The following is a 16,005-nucleotide window of genomic DNA, read 5'->3' on the forward strand; positions in this document are numbered from 1 at the left end:
CCATAGAATAATTTCAGCGCAGAACATCTTTTATTCTGCACTGCCCGGGACACAATAAAAAGTAGGCTCAGATTGCGAGCTGTACTTGACTATTTTTCCAATACAATTTGTTCCAATTTCACTTACTTTGCGTCTACATTCTACTAAATTGTCCGGCTGTCTGCAAGTAAAACCGCTGCAGTACTTAGAACTTCTCTTTCGATATAAAGGGTCAGCTATGCTCACTCGCAAGGACAAGGGCATATATATTTTCCGCACCCGCGCGTTTGAGCGTGCGCGCACACTCCAGAAGAGTTGTCCCCGTCGTCATAATATCGTCGAGAAGCAGGATATGCCGTCCCGCGATCTGCGCGCCATCCGCGCATACAAATGCCCCGCGCAGCTCACGGCGGCGTTCTTCGCGCGAGAACTCATAAAGCGGTGCAGTTTCACGGCTGCGTACGAGCAGCGATTCGAATGCGATCCCATGCGCCTTTAGCCACGGCGCAAAAATCAGCTCCGTCTGGTTGAATCCACGCTCATGTGCGCGCGCGGGAGCGAGCGGGACAGGTACGGCGACGATCTGCTCCGGGAGCCGTATGAGTACCGCTTCCCCGGCAGCGAGCATGCCATGGAGATAGGGCAAAACACTTTTCTCTCGACGATACTTGAGCGTACGCAGGAGATCCCGCACACCTTCACGGTAATATCCGAGCGCCCAAATCCCCGCAAGATACGATACGGCATCCACAGAACGGGCGACAGTACGCAGTCCTGTGAGTCGTCTCGTACAAGCACCGCAAAAACCGCCCCGCCGCTCCACATACGATTGGCAGTTCGGACAGCGGGGCGGGAAGAGAAAGTCAACAAACATCGAAAGCAAATGTATCCCTCCGGCGTATATAGAAGTTTCTATATTATAACGCAATTTGCTAAAAAATGCTTGCGATTCCCTCGGGATTATGATATAATAAACGCAGAAAAGAGATATATCTCCTAGGTTCGAAACTAGCGGAAAGGAGAATGTCTATTGACACAAATTCTTCAGCGCGGTGACCATGCCTATTGACGGGAATGCATCTTTGAAGAAGTATTGCGGCGGCGGATTCTGCCGATACGCACATGGCATAGTGTCAAAAAAGCCGGTTGCAGCGCAGTCACTCCCCGGTGGTTCGGGCAGTTGACAAATTCCTTCTGTACGATTCGATTTCGAAAACCAAGCGCGCAAATTGGATGAATCTATGGGATCTCCAAAACGGTTTCAGCTGAACGTACAATATAAGGCTTTCCAAGGCGCAGATACACGAGGCGTACGCGCGGCGGAAAGGCGACCACACAACTGAATAAGGATGGTTCACAGTTTTATGGTAATATCGACATAGATCGACAGCTTGCTCGAAATAGAGCGGCTGTCGATTTTTTTAGTTCATAAAACGCGTTATGCCGACGCAACGCTTCCCCACAATGACAAAACTAGGCGCCCCCCTCCCTCATCACACCTAGTATCATAGTGCAACGTGAGTGACACGCAAGTTTGGATGCAGCGCAAGGAATAAGAAAAATCCAAGAGAAGGCGTAGATGAAACCTACGTCGACCGAAGCGTTTGACGAAATGACAAAGCTAGGCGCGAAAATCCCGCATCACCTCTAAATGAGAGCTGCAGGCTCATACTCTTCGGGCAGAATCCTCTGCAGAAACCGGCGCGTGCGCTCCTCACGCGGTGCGGTGAAGATCTCCTTCGCGCTGCCTTCCTCGACGATCACGCCGTCTGACATAAAGACGACGTGCGTCGCGACGTCCTGCGCGAACTTCATCTCGTGCGTGACGACGATCATCGTCGTCCCCTCGGCAGCGAGCTGCTTCATGACCTCCAGCACCTCGCCGACGAGTTCCGGATCGAGCGCGGAGGTCGGCTCGTCAAAGAGGATGACGTCGGGCTTTGCCGCAACGGCGCGCGCGATGCCGACGCGCTGCTGCTGCCCGCCGGAGAGCTGCGCGGGGTAGTAGTCCGCGCGGCTCTCCATGCCAACCTTGCGCAGCGCCTCCATGGCGATCTCATGCGCCTCTTCCTGCGCGATGCCGCGCCCGACCGTCAGACCGAGCGTGACGTTCTCGAGCGCGGTTTTATTCGCGAAGAGGTTGTAGTTCTGAAAGACGAAGCCCGTCTTTTTTCGCACGTCCGCCACCTCTTTGTGAGATGCATCCGCGAGCGAGAGATGCGCGCCGTGGAAATCCATCGCGCCGCCGTCGGCGCGCTCAAGGAAGTTCAGGCAGCGCAGGAGGGTCGTCTTGCCCGAACCGCTCGGTCCTAGGATGACGACGACGTCGCCCTTGTCGACGCTGAGACTGACGTCCTTCAGCACCTCGGTGTTTTCGAACTGTTTGCGGACATTTTGGACATGCAGCAGCATGTTCTCCCCTCCCTAAATTTGACCGCGGAACGCGCCGACGCGGCGCTCCGCCGCTGCGAACAGCAGCTGAACGATCGTGCAGAGCACGAGATAGACGACGAACACGTCGAGGTATGCCTCGATGTAGTTGTAGCCGTAGGACGCTGCGATTTTCCCCACCGCCATGATGTCCTTGACCGTCATGAGGAACGCGAGCGATGTCCCCTTGATGAGGTTGACCGTGATGTTGCAGATGCTCGGCAGCGCGACGACGAGTGCCTGCGGCAGAATGACGTGCAGATAGGTCGCGGGCGCGGAAAGTCCGCTCGCGAGCCCCGCTTCGAGCTGTCCCTTTGGGATGGCGAGCAGGGCGGAACGGAACGCCTCTGTGAGCAACGCGATCGAGTTGATCGTGAAGATAAAGACCGCGTACCAAAAGGGATCGACGGCATCGAATACGTTGACGTCCAGTCCCGCCTGCTTGACGACGACGTTGAGCAGGCTTGGCAGGAGACTATAAAGGAGCAGTATCTGCAAAATGAGCGGCGTGCCGCGCACAAAGGAGACGTAGCACCGCACGATCGTCCCGCCGACGCGGCGTCCGCGCACGCGCAGCACCGCAAAGTAAAACGCAATCGGCGCGGCGAGGACGAGAGAGAGCACGGTCAGCGAGAGCGTGACGCCCGCGCCCTGCCAAACGAGCAGGAACGTCTCGCGCATAAATTCGAAATCAAGCTCCATCCGCGGCGCCTCCTCCCGTTACTGCACCCGCACGGGCGGGCGCCTCGACGCGCAGACTCGCGCCTTTATCAAGGCGGCGTTCCACCCCCATGAACGCCTGCTCCAAGAGGAGCACGATCGCCCAGTAGACGAGCATACAGGCGAGATAGATCTCGATCCCGTACGCGCCGAAGTTCTGCGCGATGATGAGGTTGCCCTTGCCGATGAGGTCGATGAGACCGATGGTATAGGCGAGCGAGCCTTCCTTCAGCAAATTGATCGACGCGTTGCCAAAATTTGGCAGGGCGACGATCGCCGCCTGCGGGAGCATGACGTGGGCGAATGCCTGCACGGGCGAGAGCCCCGCGCAGACCGCCGCCTCGTACTGCCCGCGCAGCACCGCCTTGTACGCGGCGCGGAACACCTCGGAGATGTACGCGCCGAAGAGCAGTGTAAAGGTAATGACCGCGAACACCGCGCGGTTCATGCCGTTCATATTGATGCCGAATGCGCCCTGCAGGAGTTTTGGCAGCCCGTAGAACACAATGAACAGCAGGACGATGGACGGCGTACAGCGCATGACATACACATAGACTGCCGCGAGTGCGCGCAGCGGACGCCCGCCGTCAAGATTTGCCCATGCGAGTAGCCCGCCGAGGAGCGATCCCGCCGCGATACTGATGCCCGCAACGAGCAGGGTCACGTCAAGATATGCGAGGAGGTCGGGCAGCACCTCTAAAATCATACCGGCGTCAAAGGCTCTTGTTTCCACCCTTCACCTCACATTTCTCTCCGCTTACTTCAGATATTCCGAAAGGCTCTCGCCGAAATATTTCTGCTCAAGTTCCGCGATCTTGCCCTCGGCGCGCAGCTCCTCGATCGCCTTGTCATATTCGTCGGCGAATGCCTGCTCGTTCTTGTTAAAGATCGGGTACGTCGGGATGCCTTTGTAGCGCACATAGGTCAGCTTGTCGCTGAACGCATGGTAGGGCGCATCCTCCTTGGCGATGTTGTTCTTGTAGCTCAGCTCGACATCGAGATAGCCGTCATAGCGCCCCTCCATCACCCAGCTGTACGCGTCCGCGTTCTGGAACGACTCGGAGGACGTCAGCTTGATCTGATTGTCCGGGTTCTCCTTGTTGTAGGTGTCGACAACCATGTAGCGCGCGTCCTGCGGAGCGATTGGCACGATCTTGCCGCTGAACTTCGCGAACGACGCCATATCCTTGATCTCATTCGCCGTGTCCTTGCGGATCGTCAGACCGATGACGCTCGCGCCGATGTTATTCTTCGGGAAAACATATTTCTTCTTGCGCGCATCCGTGATCCAAATGCCCTTCGTCCCAACCGTATACTTGCCCGATTCGACGCCGATGAGCAGGTCGTCGTCCGAGGTCGGCACGAATTTGAACTCATACTGCGGCAGTTTCTTCGCGACTTCCTTCATCACCGCGACCTCGAACCCGTCGGATTCGCCCTGCTCGTTCACATAGTCGTACGGCACATAGTAGTTCGTGTGCGCGACCGTGACGACCTTCTTGCCGTCCGCGGATTTCGCCGCGCCGCCGTCCACCGCGTCCTTGCCGCAGCCCGCAAGACCCACGGCAAGCGCCGCACCGAGGAGCGCCGTCAGCGCCGTTTTCGTGATTCTATTGAAATTCATTTTGCCATCCTCCTATCTCAAACGCGCGCCGCTTCGCGCACCCATACAAAACAGTTCCGGTCAATGTCGCGCGGCACGGTGCAGTCCGCACCGAGCAGAACCCCCGTGCGCCCCGCCGCCAACAAAATGCGGCGCGTCTCCGCCTCCACCTCCGCGCGGCTGCCGCGATAGAGCACGTCCGTATCGAGGTTGCCGAATCCGCCGAGCAGCGCGTGCTCCGGGAACACCTTGCGCCCCTCCTCGAGCGGCACGCCCTCGACCACCGCCGCCCAGTTGATGGTCTTGACCTCGTAGCCGCGGTACCATTCGAGCTCGTTGCGGTGTCCCGCATAGCCGCAGATGTGCAGGATGTTGTAGTCGTTTGCCGCGTTCGCCGCGCGCAGAATCTCCTGCTCCCCAGGGGCGAACACCTCGCGATAGACGCTGCGGTCGTCTCCGAATCCCGTGTGGTTTTGCAGGCTGAGGTAGATGCCCGTCACGCCCGCCTCCTCGATGATGCGGCGCGCGAGCTTCGCGATGTCGGCGGAGATGACGGCGAACGCCGCCTTTACCGCTTCCTTGTCCTCACGCACGAGATTCGTGAGGAACGTCTCACTCTCGTCGATCGTGCCCGGCTGCATAAATTTCACCGTCGTCGCCGCGGAGAAGATATTGTAGAACGTCGCGATCTCATTGCCGTAGCGGCGTGTGATCTCCTTCGCATACGCAATCTGCCGCGTGAAGAACGGGTGGTCGTCGGGCAGCGGCTGCACCTTCGCGAGCTCCGCCGCCGTACGCGCCTGCTGCACGACGGGATTCGGATAGGAGAAGAACCCGTCCGTCATGATCTTTACAAAGTCCGGCTGCGACTCCTCGATGTAGCGCAGCTCCCCGTCCAAGACCTTTTTCTCGAGCGACGGGTCATCGTACGCGTTCGCGTGAATCTCGTCGTCGAGGAAGTGGAACCAAAATCCCGCCGGAACGCGTTCGACTTCCTTGCGATCCATCGCGCTCAGCACAAGTTCTTTCTTCGATACCGCCATGATATGCTCCCTTCCCGGCAAGTCTGCCGGATACTATAATTCATTATTTGCAGATATGTTTTAACTTTATCGTGGAGCAATCATACAACGCTTTTTCATAGTTGTCAAGTATGTTTTTATGGATTTTTGATTGACAGATGCCTTTCCCCGCGTTTATAATGAATATATCCTAAGATACAGAACCACAAAATCACGAGGGAGGAAATAAACATGAAAGATTTTTCAGCCGAGGTGCATGGCTGTCACAAATACGATACAACGGGGGCGATCACGGAGCCGATCTATCTCTCCGCGACGTTCCGCCATCCCGCATTTCGCCAGAGCACGGGTTTCGACTACGGGCGCATGGCGAATCCGACGCGCAGCGTCCTCGAACAGACCGTCGCGCTCCTCGAGGGCGGCGAACGCGCGTGGGCGCTGTCCTCAGGCATGGCGGCGATCAACCTCATCTTTTCCCTCTGCACGGCGGGCGACCATGTGCTCCTCTCCGAGGACATCTACGGCGGCACGGTGCGCCTGACGAACGAAATCTACGCGAAATACGGCATTGACTTCGAATATATCGACACGCGCGACGCGGCGCTCGTACGCGCGAAAATGCGCCCTGCGACGAAGATGGTTTTCATCGAAACCCCGTCGAACCCGATGATGTTCGTCACGGACATCCGTGCGCTTGCGGACATCACACACGAGGGCGGCGCGCTCCTTGTTGCCGACAACACCTTCCTCTCGCCGCATTTTCAAAAACCGCTCGTGCTCGGCGCCGACATCGTCCTCGAGAGCGGCACGAAGTACCTCTGCGGACACAATGACATCATCTGCGGATTCATCGCCGTTAAGGAGGATGGCTCCGATCTCGCGGAGCGCATCGAGTTCCTCGTAAAATCCGAGGGTCCGAATCTAAGCACGATGGACGCTTGGCTCATGCTGCGCAGCATCAAGACCCTCGGTGTCCGCATCGAACGGCAGGCACAGAGCGCACTCACGATATCTGAGTGGCTCGGCACACTCCCGGAGGTCACGGAGGTGTTCTACCCCGGCCTCCCGGATCATCCCGGACACGAACTTCAAAAAAGTCAAAGCACAGGGTTCGGCGGTATGATCTCGTTCAAGGTACAGACGCCCGAAATCGCACAGAAATGCCTCGCGCATCTAAAACTCATCGCCTTCGCCGAAAGCCTCGGCGGCGTCGAAACGCTCCTCACCTATCCGCTCGTGCAGACACACGCGGAGATGCCCGCCGAACTCATCCGCCGCACGGGGCTTGACAGCCGTCTTCTGCGGCTCTCCGTCGGCATCGAGGACTTGGGCGACATCGAGGAGGATCTTGCCCAGGCGCTGCGCGCCGCGGCACGAGAAAGATAATAGGGAGCACTACTATAAAATAACCTTCGTGAAAAAAGCTGCAACCGATGCGCGCCCTCCGGCACGGGAAGGGTGATACCCTTTTAGTCATGGCGCAGGGGGCGTTATCACAGCCGCGAAGCTGTAACCCGCAAGGGCGGCGCGGCACTTTTTCCTTCCGTTCATATGCAGTGTGAGAACGCCGCTATGCAGTCTAAGGAGCAGAGCGACACAGGGCTGTGCGGCGTAACATTCTGAGCGCCGAATGTCACTGCCGCGTCGTTTGCGCAGCGGCGGGAAACGCCTCCCAAGCTATGCAATAACAGTTTCTAACAGGAGAATCATCATGCCTACAAATTTTGACGAAATCATCGACCGCCGCGGCACCGCGAGCATCAAATACGACTTCGCCGCCGAGCGTGGCTATCCGAGCGGTGTCCTCCCCTTTTGGGTCGCCGACATGGACTTTCGCGCCCCTGTGCCTGTCCTCGATGCCCTCGCCCGCCGCACGGCGCACGGCATCTTCGGCTATACGCAGATAAAGGACGACTACTTCGCCGTCCTGCAAAACTGGTTCAAAACACATCATCATTGGGACGTCGCACGCCGCGAGCTCGTGATCACGCCGGGCGTCGTCTTTGCCATCGCAACCGCCATCCGCGCATTCACCGAACCGGGCGATGCCGTACTCATCCAGCAGCCCGTCTACTATCCGTTTGCGAACGTCATCCGCGACAACGGGCGCACACTCGTCGACAACACGCTCCGGCTCGAAAACGGACGCTACGAAATCGACTTTGACGATTTTGAACAAAAAATCATCGAGAACAATGTCAATCTCTTCATCCTGTGCAGCCCGCACAACCCTGTCGGCCGCGTGTGGCGGCGCGCGGAGCTCGAACGCATCGCCGGGATCTGTCTGCGGCACAGCGTCCTCGTCGTCGCCGACGAAATACACGAAGAGTTCGTCCGCCCCGGTTTTACGCATACGCCGTTCGCCGCCCTTTCCCCCGAGGCGTCAGACATCACCGTCACCTGCACCTCACCGAGCAAGACGTTCAACCTCGCGGGACTCCAAATATCCAATATTTTCATCAAGAACGACGACCTGCGCAGCCGTTTCCGTACGGAGCGCGGCAAAACCGGATACGACGAACCGAACACGCTCGGACTCACCGCCGCGCACGCCGCATATGAGCACGGTGCGCCGTGGCTCACGGAGCTCCTCGCCTACATCGAGACGAACTACGTGTATACAAAAGCGTACCTCGCCCGGCATCTGCCGCAAATAAAAATCGTCGAACCCGAGGGGACATATCTCCTCTGGCTCGACTTCCGTGCGTACGGTCTCTCGGACAAAGCGCTCAACGACAAAATCGTTCACGAGGCAAACCTCTGGCTCGACGACGGTCCCATCTTCGGCACAGGCGGCAGCGGTTTCCAGCGCATCAACATCGCCTGCCCCCGAGCGACGCTCGAACGAGGCCTTGAACAGCTCGTACAAGCATTTCGTTAAAAGGGATCTCCTTATTATCCCCTTTTCCCATAAGGAACAGGGCTATTACACGAAGGAAAAATCGTGCAATAGCCCTTTTTTATTTCTATATCAAATTCGATATCACAGATTCTCTCTGTACCACGCGATTGCCTCGGTGACGCCGCGCTTAAAATCGTATTCGGGTGCATAGCCGAGTTTTTCACGCGCCTTCCGGATGTCCGCGCCGCTGTGGCGGATGTCGCCCGCGCGCTCAGAACCGTAGACGGGCGTGAGGTCTTTGCCGAGCAGTTCTTTCAGGACGGCATACATCTCGTTGAGGCTTGACCGCGTGCCGCTCGCGATGTTGTATGCCTCGCCCGCCGCTTCATGCGGCGCGGCGCACGCGAGGAGATTTGCCTGCACGACGTCCTCGACATAGACGAAATCGCGCGACTGCTCGCCGTCGCCGTTGACGGTCGGCGGCGTGTCGTGCAGGAGCGCTTCGACGAATTTCGGAATGACTGCGGCGTACGCGCCGTTCGGGTCTTGGCGGCGTCCGTAGACGTTGAAATAGCGCATCCCGTAGCAGTCCAGCCCGTAATGCATCGTATACTGGACGGCGTACTCCTCGGCGACGTACTTCGTCACGGCATAGGTGGAAAGCCGCCTCCCGACGATCTCCTCGCGTTTCGGCATCGTTTGATCGTCGCCGTAGACTGCGGAACTCGAGGCGTAGACGAATTTTTTCACATGCGCCGCGGCGGCAGCCTGCATCATGTTGACCGTACCCATGATATTCGTCTCGGTGTAGGCGATCGGCTGCTCGATGCTCTCCGGCACGCTCACCGCCGCCGCCTGATGGAGCACATAATCGACACCCGCACAGACGCGCGCACACGCCGCAAAATCCTTGATGTCCCCCTCAATGGACTCAAATTTCTCATGCGTGCGCAGTCCCGAGATATTTTTCTCATAGCCCGTAGACAGATTGTCGAGCACGCGCACGCGATGCCCCATCGAGAGCAGCGCTTCACATAGATTCGAGCCGATGAATCCGGCACCGCCGGTCACGAGAAAAAGGCTGTTTTCGGGAAAATTAATTGTACGATAATTCATCATATCCCCCATTCCATGATGTATTACTGTTCACAAATCTGCATTTTGCGCTCCCGGAACGTGACGACAGTCAGATCAAACGCGTGTGCAAGTGCGATTGCGCGGTCAAAATACGCGCCGACTGCCGTCGGTACATGCGCGTCGGAGCCGATCGTAACGTAGCGCCCGCCGAGTTCGCGATAGCGACGGTAGACGGGCGCGAGCTCCTTGATGCCGCGCGGCGTACCTAGCCTGCGCGTATTGATCTCGATGACCGTCTCGGTCTCGACGAGCGCGCGGAGCACACCGTCGATTTCCTCCGCGAATGTGCCATAGGAAATCTCGGGATTCTCGAACGGCGCGTTGCGCGCGATGTAGTCGATGTGCGCGAGCGCGTTGATATAGGTCTGCGCGTAGATCTCCGCGCGCATGACAGAGAAGTATTCGCAGTACATCTCGTCCTTCTCGCGCCCCTCAAATCCCTCGGGGAGGTAGAGATCCTTCACGCGCAGGAAATGAATGGACGCGAGCACAAAGTCGAACGGCACACGCGCAATAAATGCCGCATTCTTCTCGCGTGAGCTCTCCATCATGCCCATTTCGACACCGAGGGACAGCCCCGCATCGCGCAGCGGCTCATATGCCGCCCAATACGCTTCGGGGTCAAAGAGAAACGTCTCCTCGCCCGCCGCGGGATAGTCATAGTCGCAGTGTTCGGTAAAGACGATCCCGAGTCCCTTTGCCCTCGCGGCGCGCAGGGCTTCCTCCGCGGGCATCTCCGAATCGGCGGAAAATACGGTGTGCGAATGGCTGTCAAAGAGCATCTTCATTCCTCCTCACCCTTGTCCCGGCAGATCGCCGACAGCATCGGAAATCCGTGCAAAGTCTTCGAGCGACAGCTGCTCGCCGCGTGTGCTGCCGGCGATGCCCGCCGCGCGCAGGGCGGCTTGCGCGGCATCCTTCGTCAGTCCCGCCCCCACCAGCGCATTCGGCAGGGTCTTGCGCCGCTGTCCGAATGCCGCGCGGATGAGACGGAAAAAGAGTTTTTCACTGCGCGGCGCAACGCTCGGAGACTCGCGCACAATGCAGGCAACGACCGCGCTCGTCACCTCGGGCGCGGGACGAAACGCCCTGGGCGGCACGTCCATCACCATGCGTGGCGCGGTGAAATACTGCACGGCGAGGGAGAGCGCGCCGTAGTCCTTTGACCCCGGCTGCGCCGTCATGCGCATCGCCACTTCCTTCTGCACCATCGTGACGAGCCGCTCGATCGGCAGCCGCTGTTCGAGGAGCGTCATGATGATCGGCGTCGTGATGTAGTACGGCAGGTTCGCCACGACCTTGAAGCGCTGCCCCTCTTTTAATCCAAGCGTCTCCGGGATGTTGATCTTTAGAATATCGCCCGGCACGACGGTGACGTTATCGTAGCCGCGCAGGGTTTCGGCGAGCACGGCGGGGAGCTTTTTATCCAGCTCGACCGCGACGACGCGCGCGCCCGTCTCCGCGAGCCCCTGCGTCAGCGTGCCGATGCCGGGGCCGATCTCGAGCACCGTATCTGCGGGCGTGAGCTGTGCCGCCTCCACGATACCGCGCACAACGCCCGCGTCCACGAGGAAGTTCTGCCCGAGCCGCTTGCTCGCACGCAGGTGAAAGGCGTTCAATATATGGCGCGTGACCTCCGGATCGGCAATCACGGGAATATTCGCTCTCATGGCAGCTCCTCTCCGGCGGATTGAAAGTCGACGCGGCTGATGCCGTAGGTGTTGAGCCGCGTGAGAAACGTCTTTGCATTGGCGCATCCGAGTCCGAGCCGCCGCCCCATCAGGGCGCGGCGCGCGGCGGCATCAGGCGTCCCCGTCAGACCGTACGACATCATGTCGCGCATCGAAAAGAGCTCTGCGGGACGCTCCATCGGCGTATGCACGAGGGCGAGCGCCGCCCGCACGGCATCGGGGCTCGCCTGCTCGACGCCGACGTCGCCGTCAGCGGCATTCGTCGCCTCCTCGGCGGGGATAAAGGCGTGTTTTGCACGCGGGAACATCTTCGTCAGACGCGCACGAATGCGTTCGCCGACCGTGTCGGGATCGGTGAGGACGATGATGCCGCGCGCTTCATACGCGGCGCGGATATCCTTGATTGCGCGGCTGCGCAGACGAAACCCGTCCGTGATGATGCAGTCCGCCTCCACCGCGCGCCGCACCGCCGCGACATCCATCTTCCCCTCGACAATGATCACTTCTTGAATCAAAACGTCACTCTCTTTGCGCCTTCCGGATCATACTTCCAACGGATCCCGTACAACGGGTGCGTCGTATACGTCAAACGGATCGATGTCAATGCATTTTCGGGGATCTCTTTTCCCCTCAATATCCCACGCCGCCGTCCCGTTCATCACGGTGAGCGCCGCATCGAACACCGCCTTATCCGTGAGCGGGCGAAAGACGCCGCCGCGCGCCACGAGGGGCGCGGCATCATACCGGCGCACCGTTCCGTCGTTGAAGTATGCGTACAACTCGTACTGCTCGCCGGGCACGACCTGTAAGACCTCGGGAAAAAATCTCTCATCCATCGTTATCAGCCCTTTCTGAGCGGCGGTACCGGATTCGGTTCTTTCCCGCTCTTGACGAGTTCCCAATCCTGCATCAGTTCATCTTGATACATAGCGCACCATGCAAGCACAAGTTTTAATTGTCTGTTTGGGAGGAAGCCTCGCGTCACCGAAGCGGTTTGAATATCGATCTGCGCCTTATTGCCTGCGTATTCCGCATGAATATGCGGCGGATTGTGGTCGTTATGATAGATCATGATACGTATTCCGAAAAAAATGCTGATTTCAGGCACATGGTTCACCTCCCAAATATGTTTGCACCTCACGATATAGCCGCTCGTGGATCTCCGCGATCGGCAGCGGCGCGCCGTCCGTACTCGATGGGATGCGCACCCAGCCATAGCGCGCCGCAAGCAGGACGTAGGCGTCGTGCGTGCGCGCGAGATAGTCCGCGTCGCGCTCGTGGATGTCGGGCGCGGCGCCGTTTTTCTCCGCACGCGCGGCGATGAGCCGCTGCGCCGCCGCAGGTTCCATATCGAGGAAGAACACGGCGTCCGGCACGGGCAGCCCCATCTTGCGGAACTCCAGATCATAGAGCCAATCGAGAAATGCGTCTCGCTCTGCGTCGTCCCGAATCTTGACCGCCTGATGCACCATGTTCGACGTCGTATAGCGGTCGGCGAGGATCACTGCGCCCGTCTCGTAGTCCCGCCCCCACTTCGTCCTGTAGGACGCGTAGCGGTCGACGGCAAAGAACGTGGATGCCGCATAGGCGTTCACATCATCCGCGTGCGTGCCGAAATCCCCGCGCAGATACATCCGCACGAGCATGGAGGAATCCGCCGCATAGTCGGGAAACGTAATCGGCAGGACGCTGTGTCCGTCCCGCTCAAGCCGCTCTGCGAGGAGCCGCGTCTGCGTCTCCTTCCCTGAGCCGTCACCCGCTTCGATGATAAAGAGTTTGCCCTTTGCCATAGCTATCCTTCCGCTGTCACCAGTATTGTCTCAAGGGATGCGTCCGACGCGCCCACAACACGCGCGCCCGCGTCCCGCATCGCGCGCAGATAATCGAGCGACGCCGCCTGTATGGCATCCCCGGGAGCGAGCACGGGAATCCCCGGCGGGTAAAAGAGAATCGTCTCCGCCGCCGTGTGCCCCGCCGCCTGCGCGAGAGGTACGCGCTCCTTCGGCGCAAAATATGCCGCGCGCGGCGTACACAGCGTCTCCGGCAGGGGCGGCATCTCCGGCACCGCCGTCTCCGGCATATCTCTCGCCCCGCCACACCACGCCGCTATCTCCTCGAGTGCCGCCGCAATTCGTTCTATCTCCCGCACGCCGTCCGCATAGGAGAGCAAAAAGAGCACATTGTATGCATCCGACAGCTCACACGCAATCCCCGTGCGGCGCAGTTCCTCTTCCGCTGCAAAGCCCGAGAGCCCGAGTCCCGCGACGTTCACCGTGACCTTCAGCGGGTCGAGTGCGACGCGCCCCGGCGCGCCCATGTACGCGCCGCCAAATGCCCACAGTCCCGGCAGCGCATTGATGCGCGCGCGCAGCTCCTCTGCGCAGCATATCGCTGTATCGAGTCGCACGCGTCCCTCCTCTTCCATTTGCAGACGCGCCGCATCGAGCGAGGCGAGCAGGATCTCGTTCGGACTGGTCGACTGGAGCAGTCCTGATGCCGCGCGGATGCGTTCGGCAGGGACGCGCCCCGCGCGCGCGAGCAGCATGGATGTCTGCGTCAGCGAGCCGAGCATCTTGTGCGTGCTCTCCGCGGAGAGATCCGCGCCCGCCTGCATCGCGGACGGCGGCAGCGCATCGGAGAATGCAAAATGCGCCCCGTGCGCCCCGTCGACGAGCACGAGCATCCCCCGCGTGTGCAGAAAGTCCGCGATCTCGGGCAGCTCGTTTGCAACGCCGTAGTACGTCGGGTAGACGAAAAGCGCGGCGCGTGCCCCCGGATGCGCCGTCGCTGCGCGCCGCACCTCGGCAAGGGAAACGCCCATCGCGATGCCGAGCCGCGCGTCGATCTCCGGCTGCATGTAGACCGGGCGCGCACCGACGAGGATCAGCCCGCCGACGATCGAGCGGTGCACGTTGCGCGGCACGAACACCGTATCCCCGGGCACAAGCGCCGACATGAGCATCGTATGGATCGCGCCCGTCGTGCCGTTGATCATGAAATATGCGGCATCCGCCCCATACGCCCGTGCCGCCATCTCCTCCGCCGCGCGGATGCATCCCGTCGGTGCATGGAGGTCGTCGAGCTCCGCCGAGAGCGAGACATCGGCGCGCAGCCCCGTCTCCGTCAAAAAATTGTGGAGCAGAGGATGCGCCCCGCGCCCGCCCTTATGTCCCGGTGTATGGAATGGCGCGACACCAAGATTTGCATAATCTAGGAGCGATCCGGCAATCGGCGCCTTCACTCATCCACCATACGGTTTTCCACGCGCAGATGTACCTTCGTTCCCTTCTTTGGCTCGGAGAGTATCTGAATTGCCGCGCCGATGAGTTTAGCACGCTCTTCCATGCCGATCACGCCGAAATGGCGTTTGCGCCGCTGTGCTTCCATATCAAAGGAATCATCGAACTCTTCGGTCGGCTCATCATGCGCATACTTTGTATCGAATCCCACCCCCTCATCCGCGATAAGTACCGTGAGCGCCGCATCGGTATAATGCATCCGCACCTTCACCTTATCCGTCTTGGCATGGTTCACCACATTGTTAAGCGCCTCCTGCACGATCCGGAACACAGCGATCTCCACATGTTTCGGCAGTTGATAATGATGACCCTCGAGACTAAAGGATCCGCGCAGCTTTCCACGTTCACCGAAAAGATTCACAAGCTGTTCCACCGCCTGCGGCAGCCCGAGATCGTCGAGCGCCATCGGCCGCATGTCAAAGATAATCTGACGGACGCCCGTAAGACATTTACGGATCTCACCGCGCAGCTCCCCTAGCGTTTCCTTCGCAGCTGCCATATCCTGATCCATGAGCCGCTCCGTGATGCTCGTCGTAAAAAGAGCATTCGCCAGATCCTGCGCGGGGCCGTCGTGAATCTCGCGCGAGATGCGGTAACGCTCTTCCTCTGTCGCCTTGATGATGCGTGCGCCGACAAATTTATCTTTCTGCACCGCCTCGATTTTCCAAATCACGCCGCTGACCTGTGTGCTGAGGTAGCTGAGCACCGAACCGATCGCGAGTGCCATGTGTTCCGCACGCTCGACCATTGTGAAGAGGTAACGCAGACGAATCTCCAGCTTATCCCGTTCCACGCGCATCTGCTGCTCTTTCTCCCGTTCGATGGCGAGATTGATCTGAATGATGGAGACATTCTCGTAGGTTTTGCGAATCTCGTCCTCCGAAAACTCGGAGAACCTGCTGCTGACCTCAGCGAGCCGCTGCTTCGCCTGCTGTTCCTCGGCCGCAAGTTCGTCCACACGCTCAATCGTCGTGGTTACATTCTTCTTCAGCTCGATGAGCCGCTGTCGCGCCTGCTCCAGCTCGCTGCGCGTATTTTGATAGATGTCGAAGATCTGTGTCTTGTTGTCCTCAATGGTATCGATGGTATTTGTCAACAAGCGGCGCAGCCGGCTCTCTTCGATCCCCTCTGCACTCTCCTGCTCCAACGCTGCGGAGCTCCGGCGCATATTTCTCTCACGTTTGCTCATAATCCCCTCCTGCTCTTTGTGACCATTGTACTCTATTTCCCCGCAAAAGTCACGCAGTGTACGAGGGATATATAATGATCCGCGCAGAACATT

The 16,005-nt window shown here is 59.1% G+C and carries 17 protein-coding genes; 2 read left to right on the forward strand and 15 right to left on the reverse strand.

Annotated elements, in window-relative coordinates; all coding sequences use genetic code 11:
* Window positions 1-211 precede the first annotated feature (211 nt).
* From K341_RS0100735 to K341_RS0100760, 6 genes are all read right to left on the reverse strand, one after another.
* Window positions 212-862, reverse strand: a complete 651-nt coding sequence (locus K341_RS0100735) for a ComF family protein (protein WP_026761526.1) — start codon at window positions 860-862, stop codon at window positions 212-214.
* A gap of 764 nt (window positions 863-1,626) precedes the next feature.
* Window positions 1,627-2,391 carry an amino acid ABC transporter ATP-binding protein gene (locus K341_RS0100740; protein WP_037349212.1) on the reverse strand — a complete coding sequence of 255 codons (765 nt, stop codon included), beginning with the start codon at window positions 2,389-2,391 and terminating at the stop codon, window positions 1,627-1,629.
* A 12-nt stretch (window positions 2,392-2,403) separates the two neighbouring features.
* Window positions 2,404-3,111: an amino acid ABC transporter permease gene (locus K341_RS0100745; protein WP_026761528.1), complete on the reverse strand. Its 708-nt coding sequence runs from the start codon at window positions 3,109-3,111 to the stop codon at window positions 2,404-2,406.
* Window positions 3,101-3,862, reverse strand: coding sequence for an amino acid ABC transporter permease (locus tag K341_RS0100750; RefSeq protein WP_026761529.1), 762 nt, complete (start codon window positions 3,860-3,862; stop codon window positions 3,101-3,103). Before K341_RS0100750 ends, K341_RS0100745 begins: the two co-directional genes overlap by 11 nt.
* A gap of 24 nt (window positions 3,863-3,886) precedes the next feature.
* Window positions 3,887-4,753, reverse strand: coding sequence for a transporter substrate-binding domain-containing protein (locus tag K341_RS0100755; RefSeq protein WP_026761530.1), 867 nt, complete (start codon window positions 4,751-4,753; stop codon window positions 3,887-3,889).
* A 17-nt stretch (window positions 4,754-4,770) separates the two neighbouring features.
* Window positions 4,771-5,775 carry a uroporphyrinogen decarboxylase family protein gene (locus K341_RS0100760; protein ID WP_026761531.1) on the reverse strand — a complete coding sequence of 335 codons (1,005 nt, stop codon included), beginning with the start codon at window positions 5,773-5,775 and terminating at the stop codon, window positions 4,771-4,773.
* Between the two features lie 210 nt (window positions 5,776-5,985).
* On the opposite strand from K341_RS0100760, the gene K341_RS0100765 reads away from it, so the two are divergent.
* Both K341_RS0100765 and K341_RS0100770 read left to right on the forward strand, forming a co-directional pair.
* The gene (locus tag K341_RS0100765; RefSeq protein WP_026761532.1) at window positions 5,986-7,140 is read left to right on the forward strand and encodes a trans-sulfuration enzyme family protein; all 1,155 of its coding nucleotides are present in this window, start codon (window positions 5,986-5,988) and stop codon (window positions 7,138-7,140) included.
* 325 nt (window positions 7,141-7,465) lie between these two features.
* Entirely contained in the window at window positions 7,466-8,635 is a 1,170-nt protein-coding gene (locus K341_RS0100770; RefSeq protein ID WP_026761533.1) for a MalY/PatB family protein, read from the forward strand.
* Window positions 8,636-8,737: 102 nt separating this feature from the next.
* Here the strand turns inward: K341_RS0100770 and K341_RS0100775 are convergent, their stop codons facing one another.
* Genes K341_RS0100775 through K341_RS0100815 form a run of 9 tightly spaced genes read right to left on the reverse strand, consistent with a single transcriptional unit; the run spans window position 8,738 to window position 15,912 of the window.
* A complete protein-coding gene (locus K341_RS0100775) occupies window positions 8,738-9,712 on the reverse strand; it encodes an SDR family oxidoreductase (protein WP_026761534.1) in 975 nt (324 codons plus the stop codon).
* Window positions 9,713-9,735: 23 nt separating this feature from the next.
* On the reverse strand, window positions 9,736-10,515 hold the full coding sequence (locus K341_RS0100780; protein ID WP_026761535.1) for a PHP domain-containing protein: 780 nt from the start codon (window positions 10,513-10,515) through the stop codon (window positions 9,736-9,738).
* Window positions 10,516-10,527: 12 nt separating this feature from the next.
* A complete protein-coding gene (gene rsmA / locus K341_RS0100785; protein ID WP_009349907.1) occupies window positions 10,528-11,403 on the reverse strand; it encodes a 16S rRNA (adenine(1518)-N(6)/adenine(1519)-N(6))-dimethyltransferase RsmA in 876 nt (291 codons plus the stop codon).
* Window positions 11,400-11,939 (reverse strand): ribonuclease M5, encoded by a 540-nt coding sequence (rnmV, locus tag K341_RS0100790; RefSeq protein ID WP_026761536.1) that lies wholly within the window; start codon window positions 11,937-11,939, stop codon window positions 11,400-11,402. Before rnmV ends, rsmA begins: the two co-directional genes overlap by 4 nt.
* Before the next feature lie 27 nt (window positions 11,940-11,966).
* Complete coding sequence (locus tag K341_RS0100795) at window positions 11,967-12,260, reverse strand: DUF2442 domain-containing protein (protein ID WP_009349905.1); 294 nt, start codon at window positions 12,258-12,260, stop codon at window positions 11,967-11,969.
* Window positions 12,261-12,265: 5 nt separating this feature from the next.
* Window positions 12,266-12,532, reverse strand: coding sequence for a DUF4160 domain-containing protein (locus tag K341_RS0100800; protein WP_009349904.1), 267 nt, complete (start codon window positions 12,530-12,532; stop codon window positions 12,266-12,268).
* A complete protein-coding gene (locus K341_RS0100805) occupies window positions 12,525-13,214 on the reverse strand; it encodes a dTMP kinase (protein ID WP_026761537.1) in 690 nt (229 codons plus the stop codon). The genes K341_RS0100800 and K341_RS0100805 overlap by 8 nt, the downstream gene beginning before the upstream one ends.
* Window positions 13,215-13,216: 2 nt before the next feature.
* Window positions 13,217-14,665: an aminotransferase class I/II-fold pyridoxal phosphate-dependent enzyme gene (locus K341_RS0100810; RefSeq protein ID WP_026761538.1), complete on the reverse strand. Its 1,449-nt coding sequence runs from the start codon at window positions 14,663-14,665 to the stop codon at window positions 13,217-13,219.
* On the reverse strand, window positions 14,662-15,912 hold the full coding sequence (locus K341_RS0100815) for a sensor histidine kinase (RefSeq protein WP_026761539.1): 1,251 nt from the start codon (window positions 15,910-15,912) through the stop codon (window positions 14,662-14,664). The genes K341_RS0100810 and K341_RS0100815 overlap by 4 nt, the downstream gene beginning before the upstream one ends.
* Between the last annotated feature and the right edge of the window lie 93 nt (window positions 15,913-16,005).

The organism is Centipeda artemidis DSM 19719 (assembly GCF_000426665.1).
GTDB classification, from domain to species: domain Bacteria; phylum Bacillota; class Negativicutes; order Selenomonadales; family Selenomonadaceae; genus Centipeda; species Centipeda artemidis.

Excerpts from the sequence above, each read along its gene's own strand:
- K341_RS0100740 (WP_037349212.1), bottom strand. The coding sequence starts at position 2,391 with ATGCTGCTGCATGTCCAAAATGTCCGCAAACAGTTCGAAAACACCGAG.
- K341_RS0100745 (WP_026761528.1), bottom strand. The coding sequence starts at position 3,111 with ATGGAGCTTGATTTCGAATTTATGCGCGAGACGTTCCTGCTCGTTTGG.
- K341_RS0100755 (WP_026761530.1), bottom strand. The coding sequence starts at position 4,753 with ATGAATTTCAATAGAATCACGAAAACGGCGCTGACGGCGCTCCTCGGT.
- K341_RS0100760 (WP_026761531.1), bottom strand. The coding sequence starts at position 5,775 with ATGGCGGTATCGAAGAAAGAACTTGTGCTGAGCGCGATGGATCGCAAG.
- K341_RS0100765 (WP_026761532.1), top strand. The coding sequence starts at position 5,986 with ATGAAAGATTTTTCAGCCGAGGTGCATGGCTGTCACAAATACGATACA.
- K341_RS0100770 (WP_026761533.1), top strand. The coding sequence starts at position 7,466 with ATGCCTACAAATTTTGACGAAATCATCGACCGCCGCGGCACCGCGAGC.
- K341_RS0100775 (WP_026761534.1), bottom strand. The coding sequence starts at position 9,712 with ATGAATTATCGTACAATTAATTTTCCCGAAAACAGCCTTTTTCTCGTG.
- K341_RS0100780 (WP_026761535.1), bottom strand. The coding sequence starts at position 10,515 with ATGCTCTTTGACAGCCATTCGCACACCGTATTTTCCGCCGATTCGGAG.
- rsmA (WP_009349907.1), bottom strand. The coding sequence starts at position 11,403 with ATGAGAGCGAATATTCCCGTGATTGCCGATCCGGAGGTCACGCGCCAT.
- K341_RS0100795 (WP_009349905.1), bottom strand. The coding sequence starts at position 12,260 with ATGGATGAGAGATTTTTTCCCGAGGTCTTACAGGTCGTGCCCGGCGAG.
- K341_RS0100805 (WP_026761537.1), bottom strand. The coding sequence starts at position 13,214 with ATGGCAAAGGGCAAACTCTTTATCATCGAAGCGGGTGACGGCTCAGGG.
- K341_RS0100815 (WP_026761539.1), bottom strand. The coding sequence starts at position 15,912 with ATGAGCAAACGTGAGAGAAATATGCGCCGGAGCTCCGCAGCGTTGGAG.